Raw genomic sequence first — 21,907 nt, forward strand, 5'->3', positions numbered from 1 at the left:
GATCAGGAGAACTCATGAGCACGCAGGCATTGCAGGAGAGTGCGCTTTTTCAGACCGGATATCTGGTCGATGGCGTCTGGAAAAACCTGGAGACCACCTTTGAGGTTCTGAACCCGGCCAGCGGCGAGGCGATCGCGCACGTGGCGAAAGCGGGGAAAAAAGAGACCGAAGAGGCGATTGCCGCCGCGGCGCGTGCCTTTCCCGCCTGGCGGGCAAAAACCGCCAAAGAGCGCTCAACCATTCTCTATCGCTGGTATGAACTGATTATCGAGAACAAAAGCTGGCTGGGACGTTTGATGACCAGCGAGCAGGGGAAACCGTTGAAAGAGGCGGAGGGCGAAGTCGAGTACGCCGCCAGCTTTATTCAGTGGTTTGCCGAACAGGCTAAACGCGCCAACGGCGAGATTATTCCGCCGATTAAACCGGGATCGCGCATTCTGGCCACCCGTGAACCTGTTGGCGTGGTGGCGGCAATTACGCCGTGGAACTTCCCGATGGCAATGCTGACCCGCAAACTTGGCCCAGCCCTGGCCGCAGGCTGTACCGGGGTGATCAAGCCCGCCAACAATACGCCGCTGAGCGCGTTTGCGCTGTTAACACTGGCGAAAAAAGCGGGCGTCCCGGATGGTGTGCTGAACGCGGTCGCCGGGACAACCTCTGAGATCAGCGGTGCCATTATGGCAAGCCCGGAGGTGCGCAAAATCTCCTTCACCGGCTCAACGGCGGTGGGTAAAACGCTGGTGCGCAACGCAGCCGAGACGATGAAAAAGGTGTCGATGGAGCTGGGCGGCAACGCGCCCTATATCGTCTTTGATGACGCTGATATTGATGCCGCAGTGCAGGGCGCGGTAGCGAATAAGTTTCGTAATGCAGGCCAGGTCTGCGTCAGCGTCAACCGCTTCTATATCCAGGAAGGGGTCTATGACGACTTTACCCGCAAGCTGAGCGAGGCGGTTAAAGCGCTGAAAGTGGGCAACGGCATGGACGAAGGGGTGGTCGTCGGCCCGCTGATTGAGTCGTCCGCCGTCGATAAAGTGCGTGAGCATGTTGAAGATGCGGTGGCGAAAGGCGCGAAAGTGCTGACCGGCGGCGAACCTCACGCGCTGGGGGGTAACTTCTGGCAGCCGACGGTGCTCGGTGACTGTAGCGATGGCATGAAACTGGCGCAGGAAGAGACGTTCGGCCCGCTTGCCGCCTGCTTCCGCTTTACCAGTGAAGAGGAGGTGATCAAGCGCGCGAATGCCACGCCGTTTGGGCTGGCTGCCTACTTCTACACGCAAAACCTGCAGCGGGTGTTCCGCGTTTCGCAGGCGCTGGAGAGCGGCATGATCGGCGTGAACGAGTGCGCCGTCTCAACTGAAGTCGCGCCCTTTGGCGGCGTGAAAGAGTCGGGGTTAGGCCGCGAAGGCTCCGTGCTGGGGTTAGACGAGTTTATGGAAGTGAAAACGCTACATTTAGGCGGCTTATAAAGAGTGGAACGGCAGATGATGGAGAGCATAAAGACCTACACCTTCGATTTTAAAGAGATCGCCGATCAGCGCGCCTTCTACCGCGATTTTTGTCGCCAGTTCGCGCTTAACGAGGAGAAGGTGCACGATCTCGATTCGCTGTGGGATGCGGTGGTTGAAGGTCAATTACCGCTGCCGCTGGAGATTGCTTTTATCCATCTGCCGGAGAAGAAGCGCCGCCGTTTCGGGGCGCTGATCCTGCTGTTTGATGAAGCGGAAGAGGAGCTGGAGGGGGCGCTGCGTTTTAATTTGCGCTGATTGAGGTTATTTTTCGGAATATATCAATATTACCGCTGTGCTAAAGTTCACGGGCGGCAGGCATTAGCGTCTGCCGTTATAAATATAATTAACAGAGAGTTATTAGTATATTTGCAGTGTTGAGCAATATTTTCTTCTATTACTAAACCAAAGGATGGTTAGTTTGAAAAAGATATATTCGCTTGAAGTAACCCTATCGCTCTGCTGTTTAACCCTTTTACTCCCTTCACCCAGCGGGTATGCAAAACCGCACCCGATGTCGCGTTCATTAGCGAAAGGAGAGGTTCCCTATCAGACCTACCGCGACTTTGCCACCAACAGAGGTCCCTTTTATCCCGGTGCGAAAGACATACCTGTTTATAATAAATATAACCAAACTATTGGCCTGCTGAATATTGCACCGATGCCGGACTTTAGTAGCGTGGGTAATACCACCGGCATTGCGACAATTATTCATCCGCAATATGCAACGACCGTCTACCATAATCCTGATTCATATCTCGAGACCTCATATTTTGGACACTCTCCTTACCGCTTAGCGGCGAGGGAGAGTATTAACCAAAAAGATTTTAGCGTGGTGCGATTAAATAAACTGGTGACGGAGGCGATACCTGCCGAGACGCTGCCGGAAGAGGTGCCGATAGAAGCGCTTAATAATAGAGAGCGCTTTCCGCTCTTTTACCGGCTGGGCTCCGGCAGGCAGAGCGTGATCGATGGCTCCGGAGAGAGAATCGATCTGCAGAGCGCGTACAAATATCTTACCGGCGGCACTATTGGGCAGCCGCACGTGAAACCCTTGGATCTTCTGCGCATCAACTCCGGCGCGATTTCTCATCCTGATAATGGTCCTCTTGCCAGCCATGGCGCACCGGGCGACAGCGGTTCACCGCTCTATGCGTGGGACAGCTGGCGTCAAAAATGGACGGTTGTCGGTGCTCTCAGCTTGCTCTACCACGGACGGATTGAGCAGACCGCCTATGCCTTTGTGAACCCGCAATTTATCCGCCAGACCATAGAGAAATACATCAGCGCCACGATTGAGAGTCGCGGCAATGATGCGGAGTTCGTGTGGCGATTTGATGCTGCGAGCGGCAGAGGAACGCTGGCCAACCAATACACGCATTACGCCATGCAGGGCAAAGATGCCCGTGGTTCACAGAGTGCAAAAGATCTGGTTTTCAGCGGCGCAGGTGGCCGTATTACCCTGGAAGAGAGCGTGGATCAGGGAGCCGGCAGCATAACTTTTAACAGCGATTACACCCTCGCGCCGAGGGATAAGCAGACCTGGACAGGTGGCGGAGTCAATATCGCGAAGGGAGCAACGGTGAGCTGGCAGGTCAATGGCGTAGCGGGGGACGCCCTGCATAAAATAGGTGAAGGCACGCTTAAGGTTAACGCTTCAGGCATCAACCCCGGCGGGTTAAATGTTGGCGAGGGTACCGTGCTGCTCGCGCAGCGACCTGACGCTCAGGGAAAACTACAAGCTTTTAGCGCGTTGCGTATTGTCAGCGGTCGCCCGCTGGTGATCCTTGGCAACGATAAGCAGATCGATCCCGATACCGTCACGTGGGGATACCGCGGTGGAAGAGTTGATGTGAATGGCAATGACCTGACCTTTCACAAACTTAACGCCGAGGATTATGGTGCTGCGCTGATCAATCGCGCGGCGACACGCGCGAATATCACTCTCAGCGAGCAGCGCCCTTTCGACGCGTTCTCCATTGCGGATTGGTCATACTCGCGGTACGGGCAGGTCGGCGAGGTGTATGGTTATCGCAACAACAATACCCGTACGGTCGATTACTTTATTCTGAAAACGCCTGAGTATGAGTGGTTTCCAACCGATCAGCGCAGCAATGCGTATTGGGAATATATCGGCCATGACCGCGCGCAGGCTCTGCGCACCCGTTATGAAAGGCATAAAGCGGAAAATACCCTTTTTCACGGCCAGCTCAACGGCAACCTCAACGTTCAGCATCAGGTGCTTGCCGAGACGCGTGGCGCCTTAATCTTTGATGGTTCCATGGATATTTCCGGCGACTTTACGCAGCGCAATGGGCACCTGGTTTTTCAGGGGCATCCGGTGCTTCACGCCGATAACACGCCAGAAATGGTAGAAAAATTACGTGCGCTCGGGGATAACTCCCTACGCACTGAACCGGTCTCTTTTTCCCAGCCGGACTGGGAGCGGCGGCACTTTAAGGTCAACCGTTTAATACTTGATAACGCGGTGTTTGATCTGGCGCGAAATGCCACTCTCGACGGTAATATCGAGGCGCGAGGCTCGACAATTACGCTGGGCAGCCCGTTCCCTTATATCGATCGCAACGATGGCAACGGAACGATGAATATCGTCCAGCGCGGAGCGTCTTACGCCAGTAAGGAAGCCGATGCCAGCCACTATCAGGGGCATATCTCGCTCTCCGCCGGGTCAGAGCTCATTATTCGCGAGAAATTTACCGGCAGCATCAATGGGCAGCAGAGCAGGGTAACGCTACAGTCGCAGCACGCCAGCTTAACAGGATTTAGCCAGTTCGATCGGACTCCGCTGACGCTGGAGCAAAACGCGAAAGTCACGGCGACAGGCGGCTGGAACAGTAACGCCAACGTCACTGTTGGCCCGGCGGCGACACTGAACCTGGCGGCGACGCCAGTGGCCTCGGGAGAGGTTATCCCCTCAATCTACACCCTCAAACCCGGCACAACCTGGCAGTTAAAAGAGGGGAGCACGCTTACCGTTTCGCCGTTTGCCATTTTACAGGGGCGTATGGAGGGGGCGGGATCGTCCACGGTCCGTTTCGGCGAGGGGGATGATAAACGCCTTGCCGGGCGACTCTCACCTGACCAGCAAAGTACGGCCAACAGGTTTTCAGGGTTTCGCAGTAGCTGGCGCGGCGCTATCGCCGCACCGCGCGCCCGGCTTAGCCTGACCTCGACCCGCTGGGAGCTGCGTGGACACTCCGAGGTTGATAGCCTGGTGACATCACGCTCGCTAATAGGGCTCTCCGGCGGGCAACAGCGGTTTAATACATTGAAGATTGGCACCTTAACGGCTAACGAAACCGGCTTTGCCCTGCGCACGGATTTAAAAAGTAGCGATCGGATGCTGATAAGCCAGCATGCGTCGGGGCGCAATAACCTCCTGTTTCTTGATGTCATCACCCCGCTTAAAGCTGCTGGTTCGCTGCATCTCCCTCTGGTTACCGCGCCCCGAAATACGCCAGCCGCCCTGCTGACAGTGGCAAAGTCGATGCGCGGTTTTAACCAGTTTGAGCCGATCATTGAGCGCAAAGAGCATGCGCAGGAGACGCAATGGATCCTGACCGGTTTTCGCCGCATGCCCGATCCCGCTGCGGTGGGAGCGGCCAGGCGCTTTCTGGCGATGAACTACAAACGGCTGATTACGGAGATAACCAATTTGAACACGCGTGCCGCTCAGCTGCGCAGTCGTGAAGATCGGGAAGGCGCATGGGCGCGAAGTTATAACGGCGGTGGGGCGGCCAGCATGAGTTTTACCGATAGCTATAACGCGATTGAGTCGGGCATAGACAGGAAAACGCGCTGGTCCGGTGTCGATCTCTATAGCGGGATAGTGATGAGCCACGCCAGCCATCAGGTAAAGGGCGATGCGCTACGCGGCAATACGCGAGCCTTTGGCGCGGGATACTATGTCGCGGCAATAAGTGAGTCCGGCGCTTATCTCGATCTCTCTGCCCGCTATATCCGCAATTTCGATCACTACCAGGCGGGGTTCAGCGGTTTAGGCGCGCGGGACTACACCACCCATAGCTGGTTGGGCGGTATTGAGAGCGGTTACCGCTATCAACTGACCAACGATCTCTATATCGAGCCACAGGCGCAGCTGGTGCTGAGCAAGCTCTCAGGCAACACCATGACGTGGCGCGATGGCGGGATCGATCTCGCCGTACGGCGACAGAGCGCGACACCGTGGGTTGGCCGTTCGGGTATCGCTGTTGGTAAGGCGTTTGCTGGTAAAAACTGGGCGATGACCACACGGGCAGGGCTGCATTATCAGTTCGATCTCCATTCCGCAGGCAACATGGTGCTTCAGGATTCGGCAGGGAAAACGCGGATCGCCGCTAAGCGTGATGGCCGGATGCTCATTCAGGCCAGCCTCCAGGGGCAGGTGAACGACAGGGTGCATCTTGCACTAGAGGTTGCCGGCTCCGCTTTTGGCAAAGTCGGTGCGGATCAGGCTGTCAACGCACAGCTGCGCTACACCTTCTGATTCGTTAAGCAAAAAAAAGCCCCTGCCAGGGGAGGCAGGGGCAAGTCGTCGGACAGACGACGAGGGTTTATTTGTACAGTTCAGCCGTCACGTGGGTGTGAGAACCGGTACGGGCTTCAATAATGCGGTAGCTGCTTGCGCCAGCCTGGTCAGCTTTTGCAGAGAGTTCCTGACGGATATCCATCGGCACACCGGCAATCTGTGAAACAGAGACCGTACCTACGGATTGCAGGTTGCTGGCCTGGTCGTTGTTAACCAGCGTTGCGGCGCCAGCGCCGAACGAGATCAGGGAAGCAAGACCAAGGGATGCGATGATCAGATTACGTTTCATACTGTTTCTCCTTAAGAGAGACTCAACGGCGAGAAGGGTTAAACGTCTTTTCTTATGCCTGGTGCCGCTGAGCGATTAATTCATAGGGTTAGGGTAAAACTTATTTGTAGAGTTCAGCCGTTGCGTGCCAGCGGTCACCGCTGTGCGCTTCAATGATGCGGTAGGAGGATGCACCCTGCTCTTCCGCTTTTTTGCTCAGCTGCGCGTTCATGTCCATCGGTGAAGAGGCGATGGCGCCGACGGAGACGGTACCCAGAGACTGGCGGTTTTGCGCCTGGTCTGCATTGATCATGTCAGCGGCAAAGGCGCCGAATGAGAGTGCTGAGAGGATACCCATAGTTGCGATTGATGATTTGATATTCATGATGCTTACCTCGTCGTATTCTTTTCTTTAGATTTTCCAGGGAGCTCGTTTTGTGACCCCCATCACGAAATTAAGTATACACTAATCACGCGAATAATTAATACCATGCTAATTATAACTGCGACGAATACATATATAGAGCGACAGTTTTTATAACCTGCGGGTATAAAAATTTGGCTTATGGCGCGGAATTAGTTAACGAGGATTAATAAAATCAGCGAGATAGATAGCTTTGATTATTTGTGCGGTGCTATCGGCTGCTTCAGAGGGATAATGCGAAAAATCGCACTAAGTGTTAAATGATATGGGGTGGAAAGTCGCCTGAAAGGGGAGAAATGCCGAACATTCCCCCTCAGTGTGGGCCGAGGGGAATGCGCGGTTAAAGTTCTTGTTCGAAGAGGACGAGGATCGCTTCGTAGAGATCTTTAACGGTAAAACCGCGGGCTGGCGTGGTGAATATGGTGTCGTCGCCGGCAATGGTGCCGAGGATCCCTTCCGCTTTACCCAGCGAGTCGAGCAGGCGCGCGATCAGTTGTGCGGCACCCGGACTGGTGTGGATAACCACCACCGCGTCGTTGTAGTCGATGTCCAGCACCAGGTTTTTCAGCGGGCTGGAGGTGGTTGGCACGCCCATCTCGATCGGCAGGCAGTAGACCATCTCCATCTTTGCGTTGCGCGTACGCACCGCGCCGAACTTGGTTAGCATGCGCGAGACTTTAGATTGGTTGATATTGTCGAAGCCCTCTTCTTGTAAGGCCTGGACAATTTCTCCCTGGGAACTGAATTTCTCTTCTTTTAAAAGCGCTTTAAACGCCTTCACTAATTCTTCTTGTTTAGCCGAGCTTCGCATAAGTCACCCGTAATATGGCTGTGAAAACGACATTATTATGCATATTAATGAATTTTTATGCAAACATTCTGCAGATAAATATGCTGAAAAGTTATGGGGAAGGGCGCGAAGTTTAGCAAATTCTTTCGTTAAGGACATCAGCATGTGGCTTACGTCGCAAATAAGAGTAAAAAGTAAATTAAATGTTATAAATATGATGTTATTTTGGTGAATTCTACAGCTATATTATAAACTCGTTGAGTTAGTTGCTTAGCTTGCCGATCTGACGGTCACATTTAACCCTTTTATAAAATCGCTACAGTAGGCTGTGCCGCGTTATTTTGGCGCACTTATTGTCATAATGAGCAGGGTGAATTAAGGTCGCCGCGGCGGAGTAACACTATATTTAGCTAACCATAATAAGGAGTTTAGGATGAAAGTCGCAGTCCTCGGCGCGGCCGGCGGTATCGGCCAGGCGCTTGCCCTACTACTGAAAACACAACTGCCTTCAGGTTCAGAACTCTCCCTCTACGACATCGCACCTGTCACTCCCGGTGTCGCTGTAGACCTCAGCCATATCCCGACCGATGTAAATATCAAAGGCTTCTCCGGTGAGGATGCGACGCCTGCGCTGGAAGGTGCCGATGTGGTGCTGATCTCGGCAGGGGTGGCGCGTAAACCGGGTATGGATCGCTCCGACCTGTTTAATGTGAACGCCGGTATTGTGAAAAACCTGGTGGCTCAGGTGGCGAAAACCGCGCCGAAAGCCTGTATCGGTATCATTACTAACCCGGTCAACACCACCGTCGCGATTGCGGCAGAAGTGCTGAAAAATGCGGGTGTCTATGACAAGAACAAACTGTTTGGCGTGACCACGCTGGACATCATTCGCTCCAATACCTTTGTCGCGGAGTTGAAAGGTAAGAAACCCGCCGAGATCGAAGTGCCGGTCATTGGCGGGCACTCTGGCGTCACGATCCTGCCGCTGCTGTCGCAGATCCCGGGCGTTAGTTTCAGCGAGCAGGAAGTTGCTGACCTGACCAAACGTATCCAGAACGCGGGCACCGAAGTGGTGGAAGCGAAGGCGGGTGGCGGTTCAGCAACTCTCTCGATGGGCCAGGCAGCTGCCCGCTTTGGTCTGTCGCTGGTTCGCGCCTTGCAGGGCGAGAGCGGCATCGTTGAGTGCGCCTATGTTGAAGGCGATGGCGAATATGCGCGTTTCTTCTCGCAGCCGCTGCTGCTGGGTAAAAACGGCGTAGAAGAGCGCAAGGCGATTGGCCAGCTCAGCGCGTTTGAACAGCAGTCGCTGGAAGGCATGCTGGATACGCTGAAAAAAGATATTGAACTCGGCGTCGACTTCGTTAACCGCTAAGCGCGGCGGAGATGAGAAACCGGAGCCTGCGCTCCGGTTTTTTTATGGACATCAGTTAGTGGCCGGATACTCCTGAATCGTGACATGCAGCGTCAGCTTTTTATCGTCACGCATCACTTCAACCGGGATCTCTGAACCTGGACGGATCTCCGCCACCTGGTCCATGGTCTCCAGCGCGGATACCGCCGGTTTACCGTTAACGGAAGTAATCACATCATTGACCTGAATACCTGCGCGCGCCGCCGGGCCGTCCGGTGACACTTCATTGACCACTATGCCCTGAATCGGATCGATGCCGGTGCCCTGGGCATGCAGCGGGGCAATCTCGCGCCCACCGATACCGATATAGCCGCGGATCACCCGCCCGTCGCGGATAAGCTTATCCATAATCTTGGTGGCCAGCTGGAACGGAATGGCGAAACCAATCCCCTCTGGCGTCTCCCCGTCATTGCTCTTATCAAACGACAGGGTATTGATGCCCATTAGCTCGCCCAGCGAGTTGACCAGCGCGCCGCCAGAGTTGCCGTGGTTAATGGAGGCGTCGGTCTGCAGGAAGTTTTGCCGCCCGCTGGGGTTGAGGCCGATACGCCCGGTGGCGCTAATAATCCCCTGAGTGATGGTCTGCCCGAGGTTATAGGGGTTGCCGATTGCCAGCACCACATCGCCAATATGTGGCGTGCGCTTGGCATTGATCGGGATCACCGGCAGCCCGGAGTTGGCGTTCACTTTCAGCACCGCCAGATCCGTCAGGGTATCTGAGCCAACCAGTAAGGCTTCAAAGACGCGTCCATCCTGCAGGGCGACGATAATCTGATCCGCATCGTTGATCACATGCTTGTTGGTGATGATATACCCGCGCTGATCCATGATGACGCCGGAGCCGAGGGTGCGGATTTCGAGGCGATCGTGCGTGGAGCTGTTCAGGCTACGGTTATAGACGTTGACCACTGCGGGCGCGGCGCGGCGCACGGCTGGGTTATAGGACGCAGGCGTCTCATCGGCGCTGTCTAACGGGTGCGTCGCGAGCGGGTTATTCTGACGTAGCGACGGCATGGCGGCGATGATCAGGCCACCGACGACAATACCGATTGCAATCGAACGTAAAAGCTTCACATACATGATGGGATAGTCGTTAAAAGAAGGACCGCAGCAGCATACCATGAGTTATCCGGACATCACATGCAGCGGTGATGCCCGGACGAGGAAAGGATTAACGCAGCAGCAGATAGAGGCTGTCGTTACCCCGCACAATGTGCAGCGCCATCACTGGCGGCTTGGTCTCCAGCACTTTGCGCATCTCGGCGATAGACTGCACGCGCGCGCGGTTAACGCCGATGATCACATCATCTTTATGCAGGCCAGCCTGTGCCGCCGAGCTGCCTTTCTCAACCTCACCGACGCGGATGCCTTTGGTGCCATCCTTCAGTTGCCCATCGCTCAGCTCTGCGCCCTGCAGCGCCGGTGAGATTAGCTCTGCGCTGGCGGAAGCGGAGGTGCTCTTATCCAGTGTCACTTCAACCTCAAGCGGCTTACCGTCGCGCAGTAGCCCAAGCTTCACTTTTGCGCCCGGTTCGGTGGTGGCGATGCGCGAACGCAGCTCCGCGAAGCTGTTCAGCGCTTTACCGTTGAGGCTGACAATCACATCCCCGGATTTAACCCCCGCTTTCGCCGAGCCGGAGTTGGGCAGTACTTCGCTGACAAACGCCCCGCGCTGCACGTTAAGGTTAAAGGCTTTGGCAATATCCGCACTCATCTCCGTGCCTTTAATACCGAGCAGGCCGCGCTTAATCTCACCAAACTGAATCAGCTGGTGGGAGAGGGTTTGCGCCATATTGCTGGGGATGGCAAAGCCGATGCCAACGCTGCCGCCGCCGGGGGCGAGGATGGCGGTGTTGATGCCGATCAGCTCACCGTTGAGATTGAGCAGCGCCCCGCCAGAGTTACCGCGGTTAATCGAGGCATCAGTCTGAATGAAATTCTCCAGCCCTTCGAGGTTAAGCCCGCTGCGACCCAGCGCCGAGACAATCCCCGACGTTGCGGTCTGCCCGAGGCCAAACGGGTTGCCGACCGCGACGACAAAATCACCGACGCGCAGCTTATCGGAGTCGGCAATGGCGATTTGCGTCAGGTTGCTGGGGTTTTGCAGCTGTAATAGCGCGATGTCGCTCTGGTCATCGCCGCCGATCAGCCTGGCATCGAATTCGCGGCCATCATTAAGCTGCACGCTGATTTTTTGCGCCTGGTTGATGACATGATTATTGGTGAGGACGTAGCCCTTTGCAGCATCAATAATCACCCCGGAGCCCAGACCTTCGAACGGCTGCGGCTGTTGCGGCTGATCGGGGGCCTCTTCACCGAAGAATTTCTTTAGCTCTTCAGGAACCTTCTGGCTCTGCACCGCGGTGCCTTCTACCTGCACGCTGACCACGGCGGGAAGCACTTTCTCAAGAACCGGCGCAAGAGTGGGTAACGCCCCCTGGCCAGGCACCTGTGACGGCATGGCTGCCGTTGCCAACGGTGTCGAGAGAGATAAGCCGACACTTAACGCGATTGCACTCAACAGCTGGATTTGTTTCTTCATCGATGCTGGCTCTCAGTAACCTGAAGTGGAAGGATAGATGCCCAAAACAGTGTGATGTTATTGAAATTTCAACCGGGTAACAATGCGAAGAATGACTAAATAATAGCTGGGATGGGGCAGTTGCGACGGGCGCAGGAGACGCGCCCGTATAAATAAGGAGGACGAAAGGACTTATTTGCGATTGGCGCGACCGCGCAGCAGACCCGATGCGCCTTCAGAGTAGTCACGCGGGATCTGTACTGGCGCCTGATCGTTGTTCGCTTCAGACTCTGACAGACGGTTGCGGAACGGATTCTCTTCTGCAGACATTTCCGGCAGCAGGCTGGAGGAGCTCTTCGCCATATGTTGATAAAGCTGACGATAGTCGTCTGCCATGTTATCGAGGAGCTCAGCGCTGCGGGCAAAGTGGCTCACCAGCTCTTCGCGGTACTCTTCCAGTTCTGCTTTGTTTTTTTCCAGTTCATACTGCAAGGCCTGCTGTTGACGCAATTTCCGGTTTCCGAAACGCATGCCCACGGCACCAATAATAATGCCGACAACTAACCCAATTAGCGCGTATTCCCAGGTCATGACTTCTCCCATTGTTGTTCGATTCCGTAGGGGGTGGGCTGCAAGCTTCTTGCCTGCGCCGGAGAGTGCCACTATAACCGCTAAAGGAGCAGAAGTGGAATCCTGACGCTGCATCGCGTAGTGTAGAGCGGCCTTTTTTTCGTCAACCCTGTGGGGGCGGATCGATTTTCAAGGAACAACAATAACACCATGCAAAGCCTTTCCCCGACATCGCGATATCTTACCGCCCTGAAAGAGGGTAGCCATCAGCCGGACGATGTGCAAAAAGAAGCGGTCACCCGACTGGATACGATTTATCAACAGTTGATTGCCGAACAGGAGCCTGCCGCGCAGCAGAGCAGAGGCCTGATAGCGAAATTCAGCAAGCTGCTGGGCAAACGCGATACCTCGTCGCACGAGCCGGTACGCGGCCTCTATATGTGGGGCGGCGTCGGGCGAGGCAAAACCTGGCTGATGGATCTCTTCTATCACAGCCTGCCGGGCGAGCGTAAACAGCGCCTGCACTTTCACCGCTTTATGCTGCGCGTGCATGAGGAGTTAACCACGCTGCAGGGGCAGAGCGATCCGCTGGAGATTGTCGCCGATCGTTTTAAGGCGCAAACCGACGTGCTCTGTTTTGACGAATTTTTCGTTTCGGATATTACCGATGCGATGCTGCTTGGCGGGCTGATGAAGGCGCTGTTCGCGCGCGGTATCACGCTGGTGGCGACGTCGAACATTCCCCCGGATGAGCTCTATCGCAACGGCCTGCAACGCGCTCGCTTTCTGCCTGCCATTGAGGCGATCAAACAGTTTTGCGATGTGATGAATGTCGATGCTGGCATCGATTACCGCTTACGCACGCTGACGCAGGCGCATTTGTGGCTGTCGCCGCTTAATGAAGAGACCTCGCAGCAGATGGATAAACTGTGGCTGGCATTGGCGGGCGCACCGCGCAGCCATGCGCCGGAGCTGGAGGTGAACCACCGGCCGCTGGCGACGCTTGGCGTCGAGAATCAGACCTTAGCGGTCTCCTTTGCGACGTTGTGTGTTGATGCGCGCAGCCAGCATGATTACATCGCGCTGTCGCGCCTTTTCCACACGGTGATGCTGTTTGAGGTGCCAGTGATGACCAGGCTGATGGAGAATGAGGCACGCCGCTTTATTGCGCTGGTGGATGAATTTTATGAGCGCCACGTGAAGCTGGTAGTGAGTGCGGCAGTACCGCTGCACGAGATTTATCAGGGCGAGCGGGTGCAGTTCGAGTTTCAGCGCTGTTTATCGCGCCTGCAGGAGATGCAGAGTGAGGAGTATCTGAAACGCGAGCATATGCCGTAATCCTTTTTTCATTGCCGCCAGGCACAGAAATCCACCAGCAAAAGACGAAAAGGGGTCGATCTTTGACCCCGACTTCTCTATAATCCTGCGACCCCACGTTACGGGAAAGTTTTTTTTCCCCAAAACTTTCTATGCGCCGGCATAGGCTATTCGAAGGGGTAGGTTTGCCGGACTTTGTCGTGTGAACCTCAACTGACAAACGTTTGGGTGTTCACCAACGTGAAACTAATTATTTGGGTAAGCTTTTAATGAAAACTTTTACAGCTAAACCAGAAACCGTAAAACGCGACTGGTATGTTGTTGACGCGACCGGTAAAACTCTGGGTCGTCTGGCTACCGAACTGGCTCGTCGCCTGCGCGGTAAGCACAAAGCGGAATACACTCCGCACGTTGATACTGGTGATTACATCATCGTTCTGAACGCTGAGAAAGTTGCTGTAACCGGCAACAAGCGCGAAGACAAAGTGTATTACCACCACACTGGCCACATCGGTGGTATCAAACAAGCGACCTTTGAAGAGATGATTGCCCGCCGTCCTGAGCGTGTGATTGAAATCGCGGTTAAAGGCATGCTGCCAAAAGGCCCGCTGGGTCGTGCTATGTACCGTAAACTGAAAGTTTACGCTGGCAACGAGCACAACCACGCGGCACAGCAACCGCAAGTTCTTGACATCTAATCGGGATTATAGGCAATGGCTGAAAATCAATACTACGGCACTGGTCGCCGCAAAAGCTCCGCCGCTCGCGTGTTTATCAAACCGGGCAACGGTAAAATCGTAATCAACCAGCGTTCGCTGGAACAGTACTTCGGTCGTGAAACTGCCCGCATGGTAGTTCGTCAGCCGCTGGAACTGGTCGACATGGTTGAGAAATTGGACCTGTACATCACCGTTAAAGGTGGTGGTATCTCCGGTCAGGCTGGTGCGATCCGTCACGGTATCACCCGCGCTCTGATGGAGTACGACGAGTCCCTGCGCTCTGAACTGCGTAAAGCTGGCTTCGTTACTCGTGACGCTCGTCAGGTTGAACGTAAGAAAGTCGGTCTGCGCAAAGCACGTCGTCGTCCGCAGTTCTCCAAACGTTAATTGTCCTCTGCTTCGGCAGAACGATTGGCGAAAAACCCGGTGCAAGCCGGGTTTTTTTATGGATAAAAATTGTGTTATCCACAGCAATCAATATCTTATCTCCTGTTTTTCAGCATTTCCCGAATCCCCTCACCACAAAGCCCGCAAAATCTGGTAAACTATCATCCAATTTTCTGCCCAAATGGCTGGGATTGTTCGTTTTTTGTTTGTTTTTTGAACAAGAGAGACAGTGCGCGCGGGTAGCTAACTAACATCTGACCGGTCGAGTTAGTCCGGTAGCAGTATTTCTGAATATACCTGGAGGTTTTCATGGCTGTCGCTGCCAACAAACGTTCGGTAATGACGCTGTTTTCTGGTCCTGTGGACATCTATAGTCATCAGGTCCGCATCGTGCTGGCCGAGAAGGGTGTCAGCTTTGAAATTGAGCACGTGGAAAAGGATAATCCTCCTCAGGATCTGATTGACCTCAACCCGAGTCAAAGCGTACCGACACTTGTAGATCGTGAGCTCACTCTGTGGGAATCGCGCATCATTATGGAATATCTGGACGAGCGTTTTCCGCACCCGCCGTTAATGCCGGTTTACCCGGTGGCGCGCGGTGAAAGCCGTCTTTACATGCACCGCATCGAGAAAGACTGGTACTCGCTGATGAACGTCATCGAGAACAACAGCGGTGCGCAGGCCGATGCCGCCCGTAAACAGCTGCGCGAAGAGCTGCTGGCGATTGGCCCGCTGTTTACCCAGAAGCCTTACTTCCTGAATGACGAATTCAGCCTGGTTGACTGCTACCTCGCGCCGCTGCTGTGGCGTCTGCCGGTACTGGGCATTGAGCTGAGCGGCACAGGCGCGAAAGAGCTGAAAGGGTATATGACGCGCGTCTTCGAACGTGATTCTTTCCTTGCCTCTCTGACAGAAGCCGAGCGCGAAATGCGCCTTGGTCGGGGTTAATCATGGATTTGTCGCAACTGTCTCCACGCCGCCCGTATTTGCTGCGGGCCTTTTACGAATGGCTGCTGGATAACCAGCTGACGCCGCATCTGGTTGTTGATGTGACGTTGCCGGGCGTACGCGTGCCGATGGAGTATGCGCGTGACGGCCAGATCGTGTTAAACATCGCACCGCGTGCGGTGGGTAACCTGGAGCTGGGCAACGACGAAGTGCGCTTCAACGCGCGTTTCGGCGGTGTACCGCGCCAGGTGGAAGTGCCGATGGCTGCCGTACTGGCCGTTTATGCCCGTGAAAACGGTGCCGGCACCATGTTTGAGCCAGAAACCGCCTACGACGAAGAGCTCGTCAGTCTCAATGATGATGGTGAGATGCCCGAGCAGGAGAACGAGACGGTGATGTCGGTTATCGACGGTGATAAGCCCGATCATGCAGAAGATCAGGATAACGATCCGGATGACGATCCGCCGCCGCGTGGTGGGCGTCCATCACTGCGTGTGGTGAAATAACCTGAGAAAAGCAGAACCCCGGTTCTGCTTTTTTATTGCCCGCAGAAAATGAAAAAGGAGGCCGCAGCCTCCTTTTTTTATCGTTTTCGCAACGTCACACTTCGAGATAGTTGAGGATGCCGTCCGCGGCTTTACGCCCTTCAGCAATCGCCGTCACCACCAGATCGGAACCGCGAACGATATCGCCACCGGCGAAGATTTTCGGGTTGCTGGTCTGGAACGCATTCTCGCTCCCTTCCGGGGCGATTACGCGGCCCTGTGAATCGAGCTCAACGCTATGCTTCGCCAGCCACTCCATGCTGTGCGGGCGGAAACCAAACGCCATCACCACGGCATCAGCCGGAACAACGTGCTCAGAGCCGGCAACGATCTCAGCGCGGCGACGACCTTTCTCATCCGGTGCGCCCATTTCAGTACGCGCCATCTTCACGCCGCTCACCTTGCCGTTGGCATTCACTTCAATCCCCAGCGGCTGCACGTTGAACTGGAACTCAACGCCCTCTTCACGCGCGTTTTTTACTTCGCGGCGTGAGCCCGGCATGTTCTCTTCGTCACGACGATAGGCGCAGATGACGTGAGTCGCACCCTGGCGTACCGAGGTACGCACGCAGTCCATCGCGGTATCGCCACCGCCCAGCACCACAACGCGTTTGCCTTCCATGCTGATATAGGGTTGTGACGGCGTTTCGCCATAGCCCATGATCTGCCTGGTGTTGGCAATCAGGAACGGCAGCGCATCAAACACGCCCTGCGCATCCTCGTTCTCCAGACCGCCACGCATTGACTGGTAGGTACCAACACCCAGGAACACGGCGTCGTACTCTGTCAGCAGATCGTCAATCTGCACATCGCGGCCCACTTCGGTGTTGAGTTTGAACTCAATGCCCATGCCGGTGAAGATCTCACGGCGACGCGTCATCACCTCTTTCTCCAGCTTAAAGGCCGGAATACCGAAGGTCAGCAGGCCGCCAATCTCCGGATGGCGATCATAAACCACCGCTTTTACGCCGTTACGGGTCAGCACATCTGCACACGCCAGACCGGCCGGGCCGGCACCGATAATTGCCACGCGTTTATCGGTCTGCTTCACGCCGGTCAAGTCGGGACGCCAGCCCATCTCGAAGGCTTTATCGTTGATATAGCGCTCGATATTGCCGATGGTCACCGCACCGAACTCATCGTTCAGCGTACAGGAGCCTTCACACAGGCGATCCTGCGGGCAGACGCGCCCGCACACTTCCGGCAGGGTGTTGGTCTGATGCGACAGCTCCGCCGCCTCAAAAATACGCCCTTCGTTTGCCAGTTTCAGCCAGTTCGGAATGTAGTTATGAACCGGGCACTTCCACTCGCAGTAGGGGTTACCGCAGGAGAGACAGCGGTCAGCCTGCGCTTTCGCTTGCCCTTCTGAGAAGGGCTCGTAGATCTCGACAAAGGCAATCTTACGCAGCTTCAGCGGTTTCTTTGCCGGATCAACGCGCTGTAAGTCGATAAATTGGTAAACGTTCTGACTCATCTCAATTCCTTACTGCGCCTGCACGCGCAACTCTGCCGCGCTACGACTACGGTGACCCAACAGCGCTTTCACATCGCTGGACTTCGGCTTAACCAGGGCAAATTTGGCGGCAAAGGTCGGCCAGTTGGCCAGCATCTCTTCGCCGCGCTGTGAGCCGGTGTGCTGTACATGCTCGGTAATCAAACCGCGCAGATGCTCTTCGTGGATCGCCAGATCATCGACGCTCAGCACTTCTACCAGTTCCGGGTTGACGCGCTTTTGGAACTCGCCATCTTCGTCGAGCACATAGGCGAAGCCGCCGGTCATGCCCGCGCCAAAGTTGACGCCGGTTTTGCCAAGTACGCAGACGATGCCGCCCGTCATATATTCACAGCCGTTGTCACCGATGCCTTCAACCACGGTGATCGCACCGGAGTTACGCACGGCGAAACGCTCACCCGCGCGGCCTGCGGCATAGAGACGACCGCCGGTTGCGCCATACAGGCAGGTGTTGCCGATAATGCTCGCTTCGTGGCTACGGAACGCCGAGCCGACCGGCGGACGCACCGCCAGCAGCCCGCCCGCCATGCCTTTACCGACATAGTCGTTGGCATCGCCGGTGAGATAGAGCTCAACGCCACCCGCGTTCCAGACGCCGAAGCTCTGGCCTGCGGTACCGCTGAAGTAGGCTTTAATCGGATCCGATGCCAGGCCCTGATCGCCATGCGTCTGAGCGATGTAACCGGAGAGCAGCGCGCCCACCGAGCGGTCGGTGTTGCGGATATCAAACCAGAAGGTTTTACTCTGGCGCTCATCAACAAACGGCTTCGCCTGCTGCAACAGCTGGGCATTCAGCACGCCATTATCGAACGGCGGGTTGCTCTCTGTGCAGTAGAGCGCTTTACCGGCGTGCGGCTCAGCGGTCTCCAGCAGTTTGGAGAGATCCAGCTTCTGCTGACGCGCGGTAAAGCCATCAAGCTCTTTCAGCAGGTCGGTGCGGCCAATCAGATCGACCAGACGCTTCACGCCCAGCTGCGCCATCAACTCACGGGTTTCGCGGGCGATAAATTCAAAGTAGTTTGTCACTTTGAACGGCAGGCCGTGATAGTGGTTCTTACGCAGCTTCTCATCCTGGGTTGCCACACCGGTCGCGCAGTTGTTGAGGTGACAAATACGCAGGTATTTACAGCCCAGCGCCACCATCGGGCCGGTGCCGAAGCCGAAGCTCTCTGCGCCCAGGATCGCCGCTTTGATAATGTCCTGGCCGGTTTTCAGACCGCCATCGACCTGCAGACGGATCTTATGACGCAGACCGTTCGCCACCAGCGCCTGCTGGGTTTCCACCAGGCCAAGCTCCCACGGACAGCCAGCGTATTTCACGGAAGAGAGCGGGCTGGCGCCGGTGCCACCGTCGTAACCGGCAATGGTGATCAGATCGGCATAAGCTTTCGCCACGCCGGTCGCGATAGTGCCGACACCCGGTTCGGAAACCAGTTTGACGGAGATCAGCGCCTTCGGGTTGACCTGTTTCAGGTCGAAAATCAGCTGCGCCAGATCCTCGATGGAGTAGATATCGTGATGCGGCGGCGGTGAAATCAGCGTCACGCCCGGTACGGAGTAACGCAGTTTGGCGATATACGGGGTAACTTTATCCCCCGGCAACTGGCCGCCTTCGCCCGGCTTCGCGCCCTGCGCCACTTTAATCTGGATAACATCGGCATTCACCAGGTAGGCTGGCGTTACGCCAAAGCGACCTGAAGCGACCTGCTTGATACGCGACACTTTGTTGGTGCCGTAACGCGCCGGATCTTCGCCGCCTTCACCGGAGTTAGAGAAGCCGCCAAGGCTGTTCATCGCTTCCGCCAGCGCTTCGTGTGCTTCCGGGCTGAGTGCGCCGATAGACATTGCCGCCGTATCGAAGCGTTTAAACAGCTCCGTCGCCGGTTCAACCTCGTTAAGGCTTACCGCTTCACTGCCCGGCGTAATGGCCAGCAGATCGCGCAGCGTTGCCGCCGGGCGCTCGTTAACCAGCTTCGCATACTGCTGGTAGTCGCTGTAGTCACCGCTCTCAACCGCTTTTTGCAGCGTGCGCACCACGTCCGGGTTATAGGCGTGGTATTCGCCGCCGTGAACGTACTTCAGCAAGCCGCCTTGCTCCAGCGGTTTGCGCGCCAGCCAGGCACGTTTGGAGAGGTTCAACAGATCCTGCTGGAAGTCCGGGAAGCTGGCACCGCCGATACGGCTGACCACCCCCTGGAAGCAGAGCTCTGTGACATCATCGTGCAGACCGACCGCTTCAAACAGTTTTGAGCAGCGGTAAGAGGCGATAGTCGAGATGCCCATTTTGGACATGATCTTGTACAGCCCTTTGTTGATACCGTTGCGATAGTTCAGCATTACCGTGCGGTAATTTTTCTCAATCGCTTTGCTGTCGATAAGCTTCGCCAGCGTTTCATACGCCAGGTAGGGGTAGATCGCCGTCGCGCCGAAGCCCAGCAGCACCGCAAAGTGGTGCGGATCGCGGGCGCTGGCAGTTTCAACAATGATGTTGGCGTCGCAGCGCAGGTTCTTATCCACCAGGCGCGCCTGAATCGCCCCTACCGCCATTGGCGCCGGAACCGGCAGGCGGTTTTTGGCAATATTACGATCGGAGAGCACCAGCAGAACGGTGCCCGCGCGTACCATCGCTTCCGCTTTGTCGCACAGCGCTTTAATGGTCTCTTCCAGCGTCGTCGCCGTGGCGTCGAAGGTAATATCGAGCGTATCTGCGCGATAGTGCTCCTCGGTCATGGTGGTGAGCTGTTTGAAATCGGAGTAGAGCAGGATCGGTGATTTGAAGCTCAGACGATGCGCCTGGCCTTCCGCTTCGCAGAAGACGTTCATTTCACGGCCGATGCTGGTCGCCAGCGACATCACATGTGCTTCGCGCAGCGGATCGATAGGCGGGTTGGTTACCTGCGCAAACTGCTGGCGGAAGTAGTCATATATGATGCGCGGCTGGCTGGAGAGCACGGCGAACGGCGTATCATCGCCCATCGAACCGACCGCTTCCTGGCCATTTTCGCCCAGCACGCGGATCACCGAGTCCAGCTCTTCAAAGCTGTAGTTAAACTGTTTCTGGTAGCTGGTGAGCAGGTCGTCATCCATCTCGCGGATGCCGACTTCGTCGTCGGAGAGATCTTCAAACGGCACCAGACGGCGGACGTTTTTCTCCATCCACTCTTTATAAGGGTGACGGCTTTTCAGATCGTCATCGGTTTCGGCAGAGTGCAGAATGCGCCCGCCGCGGGTATCGATAACCATCAGTTCGCCCGGCCCGACGCGGCCTTTCTCGACCACTTCATCCGGCTGGTAATCCCAGATGCCCACTTCAGAGGCGCAGGTGATGAGCTTATCTTTCGTGATGACGTAGCGCGCCGGACGCAGACCGTTACGGTCAAGGTTACAGGCGGCAAAGCGCCCATCGGACATGACGATGCCCGCAGGGCCGTCCCACGGCTCCATATGCATGGAGTTAAAGTCGAAGAAGCTGCGCAGATCCGGATCCATCTCCGGGTTGTTCTGCCAGGCTGGCGGCACCAGTAAACGCATGGCGCGCACAATATCCATCCCGCCCGCTAACAGCAGTTCCAGCATGTTATCCATTGAGCTTGAGTCTGAGCCGGTTTCGTTAACAAACGGTGCAGCATCATGCAGATCGGGGATCAGCGGCGTCTGGAATTTGTAGGTACGCGCGCGCGCCCACTGGCGGTTACCGGTAATGGTGTTGATTTCACCGTTGTGCGCCAGGTAGCGGAAAGGCTGTGCCAGCGGCCAGCGTGGCACGGTGTTGGTGGAGAAGCGCTGGTGGAAGAGGCAGATGGCCGATTCCAGACGCAGATCCGCCAGGTCCAGGTAGAAGCGCGGCAGATCCGCCGGCATACAGAGACCTTTATAAATATTGACGAGGTTAGAGAGGCTACAGACGTAGAACTCTTTATCCTCCTGTAAACGCTTTTCAATGCGACGGCGGGCAATAAAGAGACGGCGCTCCATATCGCGCGGCCGCCAGCCAGCCGGGGCGTTAACGAAAACTTGCTCAATACGAGGCAGTGAGGAGAGGGCGATTTCACCGAGTACACCTTCATTGGTCGGCACGTCGCGCCAGCCAACGAGCGAGAGCGTCTCACGCTGAAGTTCTTCTTCTACAATACGACGCGATACAGCGGCTTTTTCCGGGTCCTGATTGAGGAACAGCATGCCGACGGCATAGTTTTTCGCTAAGCGCCAGCCGCGCTCTTCGGCGACGATGCGGAAGAAACGATCGGGTTTTTGCAACAGCAGACCGCAACCGTCGCCGGTTTTACCATCGGCAAGGATCGCGCCACGATGCTGCATGCGGGCCAGTGCGTGAATAGCGGTACGCACTACCTTGTGGCTAGGTTCGCCTTCTATGTGGGCGATCAGGCCGAAACCACAGTTATCTCTCTCAAGAGATTTATCGTACAACATATCAGT

The 21,907-nt window shown here is 55.8% G+C and carries 17 protein-coding genes; 9 read left to right on the plus strand and 8 right to left on the minus strand.

What is annotated here, in order from left to right; translation table 11 throughout:
* Window positions 1-14: 14 nt before the first annotated feature.
* The 3 genes from PU683_RS05980 (at window position 15) to PU683_RS05990 (ending at window position 6,015) form a co-directional block, all read left to right on the plus strand.
* A complete protein-coding gene (locus tag PU683_RS05980; protein ID WP_277170647.1) occupies window positions 15-1,469 on the plus strand; it encodes an NAD-dependent succinate-semialdehyde dehydrogenase in 1,455 nt (484 codons plus the stop codon).
* 27 nt (window positions 1,470-1,496) lie between these two features.
* Entirely contained in the window at window positions 1,497-1,766 is a 270-nt protein-coding gene (locus tag PU683_RS05985) for a barstar family protein (protein WP_277174225.1), read from the plus strand.
* 163 nt (window positions 1,767-1,929) lie between these two features.
* A complete protein-coding gene (locus PU683_RS05990; RefSeq protein WP_277170648.1) occupies window positions 1,930-6,015 on the plus strand; it encodes a S6 family peptidase in 4,086 nt (1,361 codons plus the stop codon).
* Between the two features lie 67 nt (window positions 6,016-6,082).
* Here the strand turns inward: PU683_RS05990 and yhcN (PU683_RS05995) are convergent, their stop codons facing one another.
* The 3 genes from yhcN (PU683_RS05995) to argR all read right to left on the minus strand — a co-directional run bounded on the left by yhcN (PU683_RS05995) (window position 6,083) and on the right by argR (window position 7,560).
* Complete coding sequence (gene yhcN / locus PU683_RS05995; RefSeq protein ID WP_277170650.1) at window positions 6,083-6,346, minus strand: peroxide/acid stress response protein YhcN; 264 nt, start codon at window positions 6,344-6,346, stop codon at window positions 6,083-6,085.
* Between the two features lie 100 nt (window positions 6,347-6,446).
* Window positions 6,447-6,710, minus strand: coding sequence for a peroxide/acid stress response protein YhcN (gene yhcN / locus PU683_RS06000; RefSeq protein WP_277170651.1), 264 nt, complete (start codon window positions 6,708-6,710; stop codon window positions 6,447-6,449).
* Window positions 6,711-7,089: 379 nt separating this feature from the next.
* Complete coding sequence (gene argR, locus PU683_RS06005) at window positions 7,090-7,560, minus strand: transcriptional regulator ArgR (RefSeq protein ID WP_023480960.1); 471 nt, start codon at window positions 7,558-7,560, stop codon at window positions 7,090-7,092.
* Window positions 7,561-7,972: 412 nt separating this feature from the next.
* Here argR and mdh point away from each other — a divergent pair, with 412 nt between their 5' ends.
* Window positions 7,973-8,911 carry a malate dehydrogenase gene (gene mdh, locus PU683_RS06010; RefSeq protein ID WP_277170652.1) on the plus strand — a complete coding sequence of 313 codons (939 nt, stop codon included), beginning with the start codon at window positions 7,973-7,975 and terminating at the stop codon, window positions 8,909-8,911.
* A gap of 51 nt (window positions 8,912-8,962) precedes the next feature.
* Here the strand turns inward: mdh and degS are convergent, their stop codons facing one another.
* The 3 genes from degS to zapG all read right to left on the minus strand — a co-directional run bounded on the left by degS (window position 8,963) and on the right by zapG (window position 12,062).
* Window positions 8,963-10,030, minus strand: coding sequence for an outer membrane-stress sensor serine endopeptidase DegS (gene degS / locus PU683_RS06015; RefSeq protein WP_277170653.1), 1,068 nt, complete (start codon window positions 10,028-10,030; stop codon window positions 8,963-8,965).
* A 91-nt stretch (window positions 10,031-10,121) separates the two neighbouring features.
* Complete coding sequence (gene degQ / locus PU683_RS06020; protein ID WP_277170654.1) at window positions 10,122-11,492, minus strand: serine endoprotease DegQ; 1,371 nt, start codon at window positions 11,490-11,492, stop codon at window positions 10,122-10,124.
* 171 nt (window positions 11,493-11,663) lie between these two features.
* Complete coding sequence (zapG, locus tag PU683_RS06025) at window positions 11,664-12,062, minus strand: Z-ring associated protein ZapG (protein ID WP_023480758.1); 399 nt, start codon at window positions 12,060-12,062, stop codon at window positions 11,664-11,666.
* 189 nt (window positions 12,063-12,251) lie between these two features.
* On the opposite strand from zapG, the gene zapE reads away from it, so the two are divergent.
* From zapE to sspB, 5 genes are all read left to right on the plus strand, one after another.
* Entirely contained in the window at window positions 12,252-13,379 is a 1,128-nt protein-coding gene (zapE, locus tag PU683_RS06030) for a cell division protein ZapE (protein ID WP_277170655.1), read from the plus strand.
* Window positions 13,380-13,627: 248 nt separating this feature from the next.
* Entirely contained in the window at window positions 13,628-14,056 is a 429-nt protein-coding gene (gene rplM, locus PU683_RS06035; protein WP_023480976.1) for a 50S ribosomal protein L13, read from the plus strand.
* A 15-nt stretch (window positions 14,057-14,071) separates the two neighbouring features.
* On the plus strand, window positions 14,072-14,464 hold the full coding sequence (gene rpsI, locus PU683_RS06040; protein WP_000829818.1) for a 30S ribosomal protein S9: 393 nt from the start codon (window positions 14,072-14,074) through the stop codon (window positions 14,462-14,464).
* Between the two features lie 309 nt (window positions 14,465-14,773).
* Window positions 14,774-15,412, plus strand: coding sequence for a stringent starvation protein SspA (gene sspA, locus PU683_RS06045; RefSeq protein WP_023480809.1), 639 nt, complete (start codon window positions 14,774-14,776; stop codon window positions 15,410-15,412).
* Between the two features lie 2 nt (window positions 15,413-15,414).
* Window positions 15,415-15,918 (plus strand): ClpXP protease specificity-enhancing factor, encoded by a 504-nt coding sequence (gene sspB / locus PU683_RS06050; protein WP_277170656.1) that lies wholly within the window; start codon window positions 15,415-15,417, stop codon window positions 15,916-15,918.
* Window positions 15,919-16,012: 94 nt separating this feature from the next.
* Here sspB and PU683_RS06055 read toward each other — a convergent pair whose 3' ends face one another.
* Together PU683_RS06055 and gltB are read right to left on the minus strand one after the other, a co-directional pair.
* On the minus strand, window positions 16,013-17,431 hold the full coding sequence (locus PU683_RS06055) for a glutamate synthase small subunit (protein WP_277170657.1): 1,419 nt from the start codon (window positions 17,429-17,431) through the stop codon (window positions 16,013-16,015).
* A gap of 9 nt (window positions 17,432-17,440) precedes the next feature.
* The gene (gltB, locus tag PU683_RS06060) at window positions 17,441-21,901 is read right to left on the minus strand and encodes a glutamate synthase large subunit (protein WP_277170658.1); all 4,461 of its coding nucleotides are present in this window, start codon (window positions 21,899-21,901) and stop codon (window positions 17,441-17,443) included.
* Window positions 21,902-21,907 lie beyond the last annotated feature (6 nt).

The organism is Candidatus Kosakonia sp. 282A-S69, assembly GCF_029433855.1.
GTDB lineage: Bacteria > Pseudomonadota > Gammaproteobacteria > Enterobacterales > Enterobacteriaceae > Kosakonia > Kosakonia cowanii_A.

Excerpts from the sequence above, each read along its gene's own strand:
- PU683_RS05980 (WP_277170647.1), top strand. The coding sequence starts at position 15 with ATGAGCACGCAGGCATTGCAGGAGAGTGCGCTTTTTCAGACCGGATAT.
- yhcN (WP_277170650.1), bottom strand. The coding sequence starts at position 6,346 with ATGAAACGTAATCTGATCATCGCATCCCTTGGTCTTGCTTCCCTGATC.
- yhcN (WP_277170651.1), bottom strand. The coding sequence starts at position 6,710 with ATGAATATCAAATCATCAATCGCAACTATGGGTATCCTCTCAGCACTC.
- argR (WP_023480960.1), bottom strand. The coding sequence starts at position 7,560 with ATGCGAAGCTCGGCTAAACAAGAAGAATTAGTGAAGGCGTTTAAAGCG.
- mdh (WP_277170652.1), top strand. The coding sequence starts at position 7,973 with ATGAAAGTCGCAGTCCTCGGCGCGGCCGGCGGTATCGGCCAGGCGCTT.
- degS (WP_277170653.1), bottom strand. The coding sequence starts at position 10,030 with ATGTATGTGAAGCTTTTACGTTCGATTGCAATCGGTATTGTCGTCGGT.
- degQ (WP_277170654.1), bottom strand. The coding sequence starts at position 11,492 with ATGAAGAAACAAATCCAGCTGTTGAGTGCAATCGCGTTAAGTGTCGGC.
- zapG (WP_023480758.1), bottom strand. The coding sequence starts at position 12,062 with ATGACCTGGGAATACGCGCTAATTGGGTTAGTTGTCGGCATTATTATT.
- zapE (WP_277170655.1), top strand. The coding sequence starts at position 12,252 with ATGCAAAGCCTTTCCCCGACATCGCGATATCTTACCGCCCTGAAAGAG.
- rplM (WP_023480976.1), top strand. The coding sequence starts at position 13,628 with ATGAAAACTTTTACAGCTAAACCAGAAACCGTAAAACGCGACTGGTAT.
- rpsI (WP_000829818.1), top strand. The coding sequence starts at position 14,072 with ATGGCTGAAAATCAATACTACGGCACTGGTCGCCGCAAAAGCTCCGCC.
- sspA (WP_023480809.1), top strand. The coding sequence starts at position 14,774 with ATGGCTGTCGCTGCCAACAAACGTTCGGTAATGACGCTGTTTTCTGGT.
- sspB (WP_277170656.1), top strand. The coding sequence starts at position 15,415 with ATGGATTTGTCGCAACTGTCTCCACGCCGCCCGTATTTGCTGCGGGCC.
- PU683_RS06055 (WP_277170657.1), bottom strand. The coding sequence starts at position 17,431 with ATGAGTCAGAACGTTTACCAATTTATCGACTTACAGCGCGTTGATCCG.
- gltB (WP_277170658.1), bottom strand. The coding sequence starts at position 21,901 with ATGTTGTACGATAAATCTCTTGAGAGAGATAACTGTGGTTTCGGCCTG.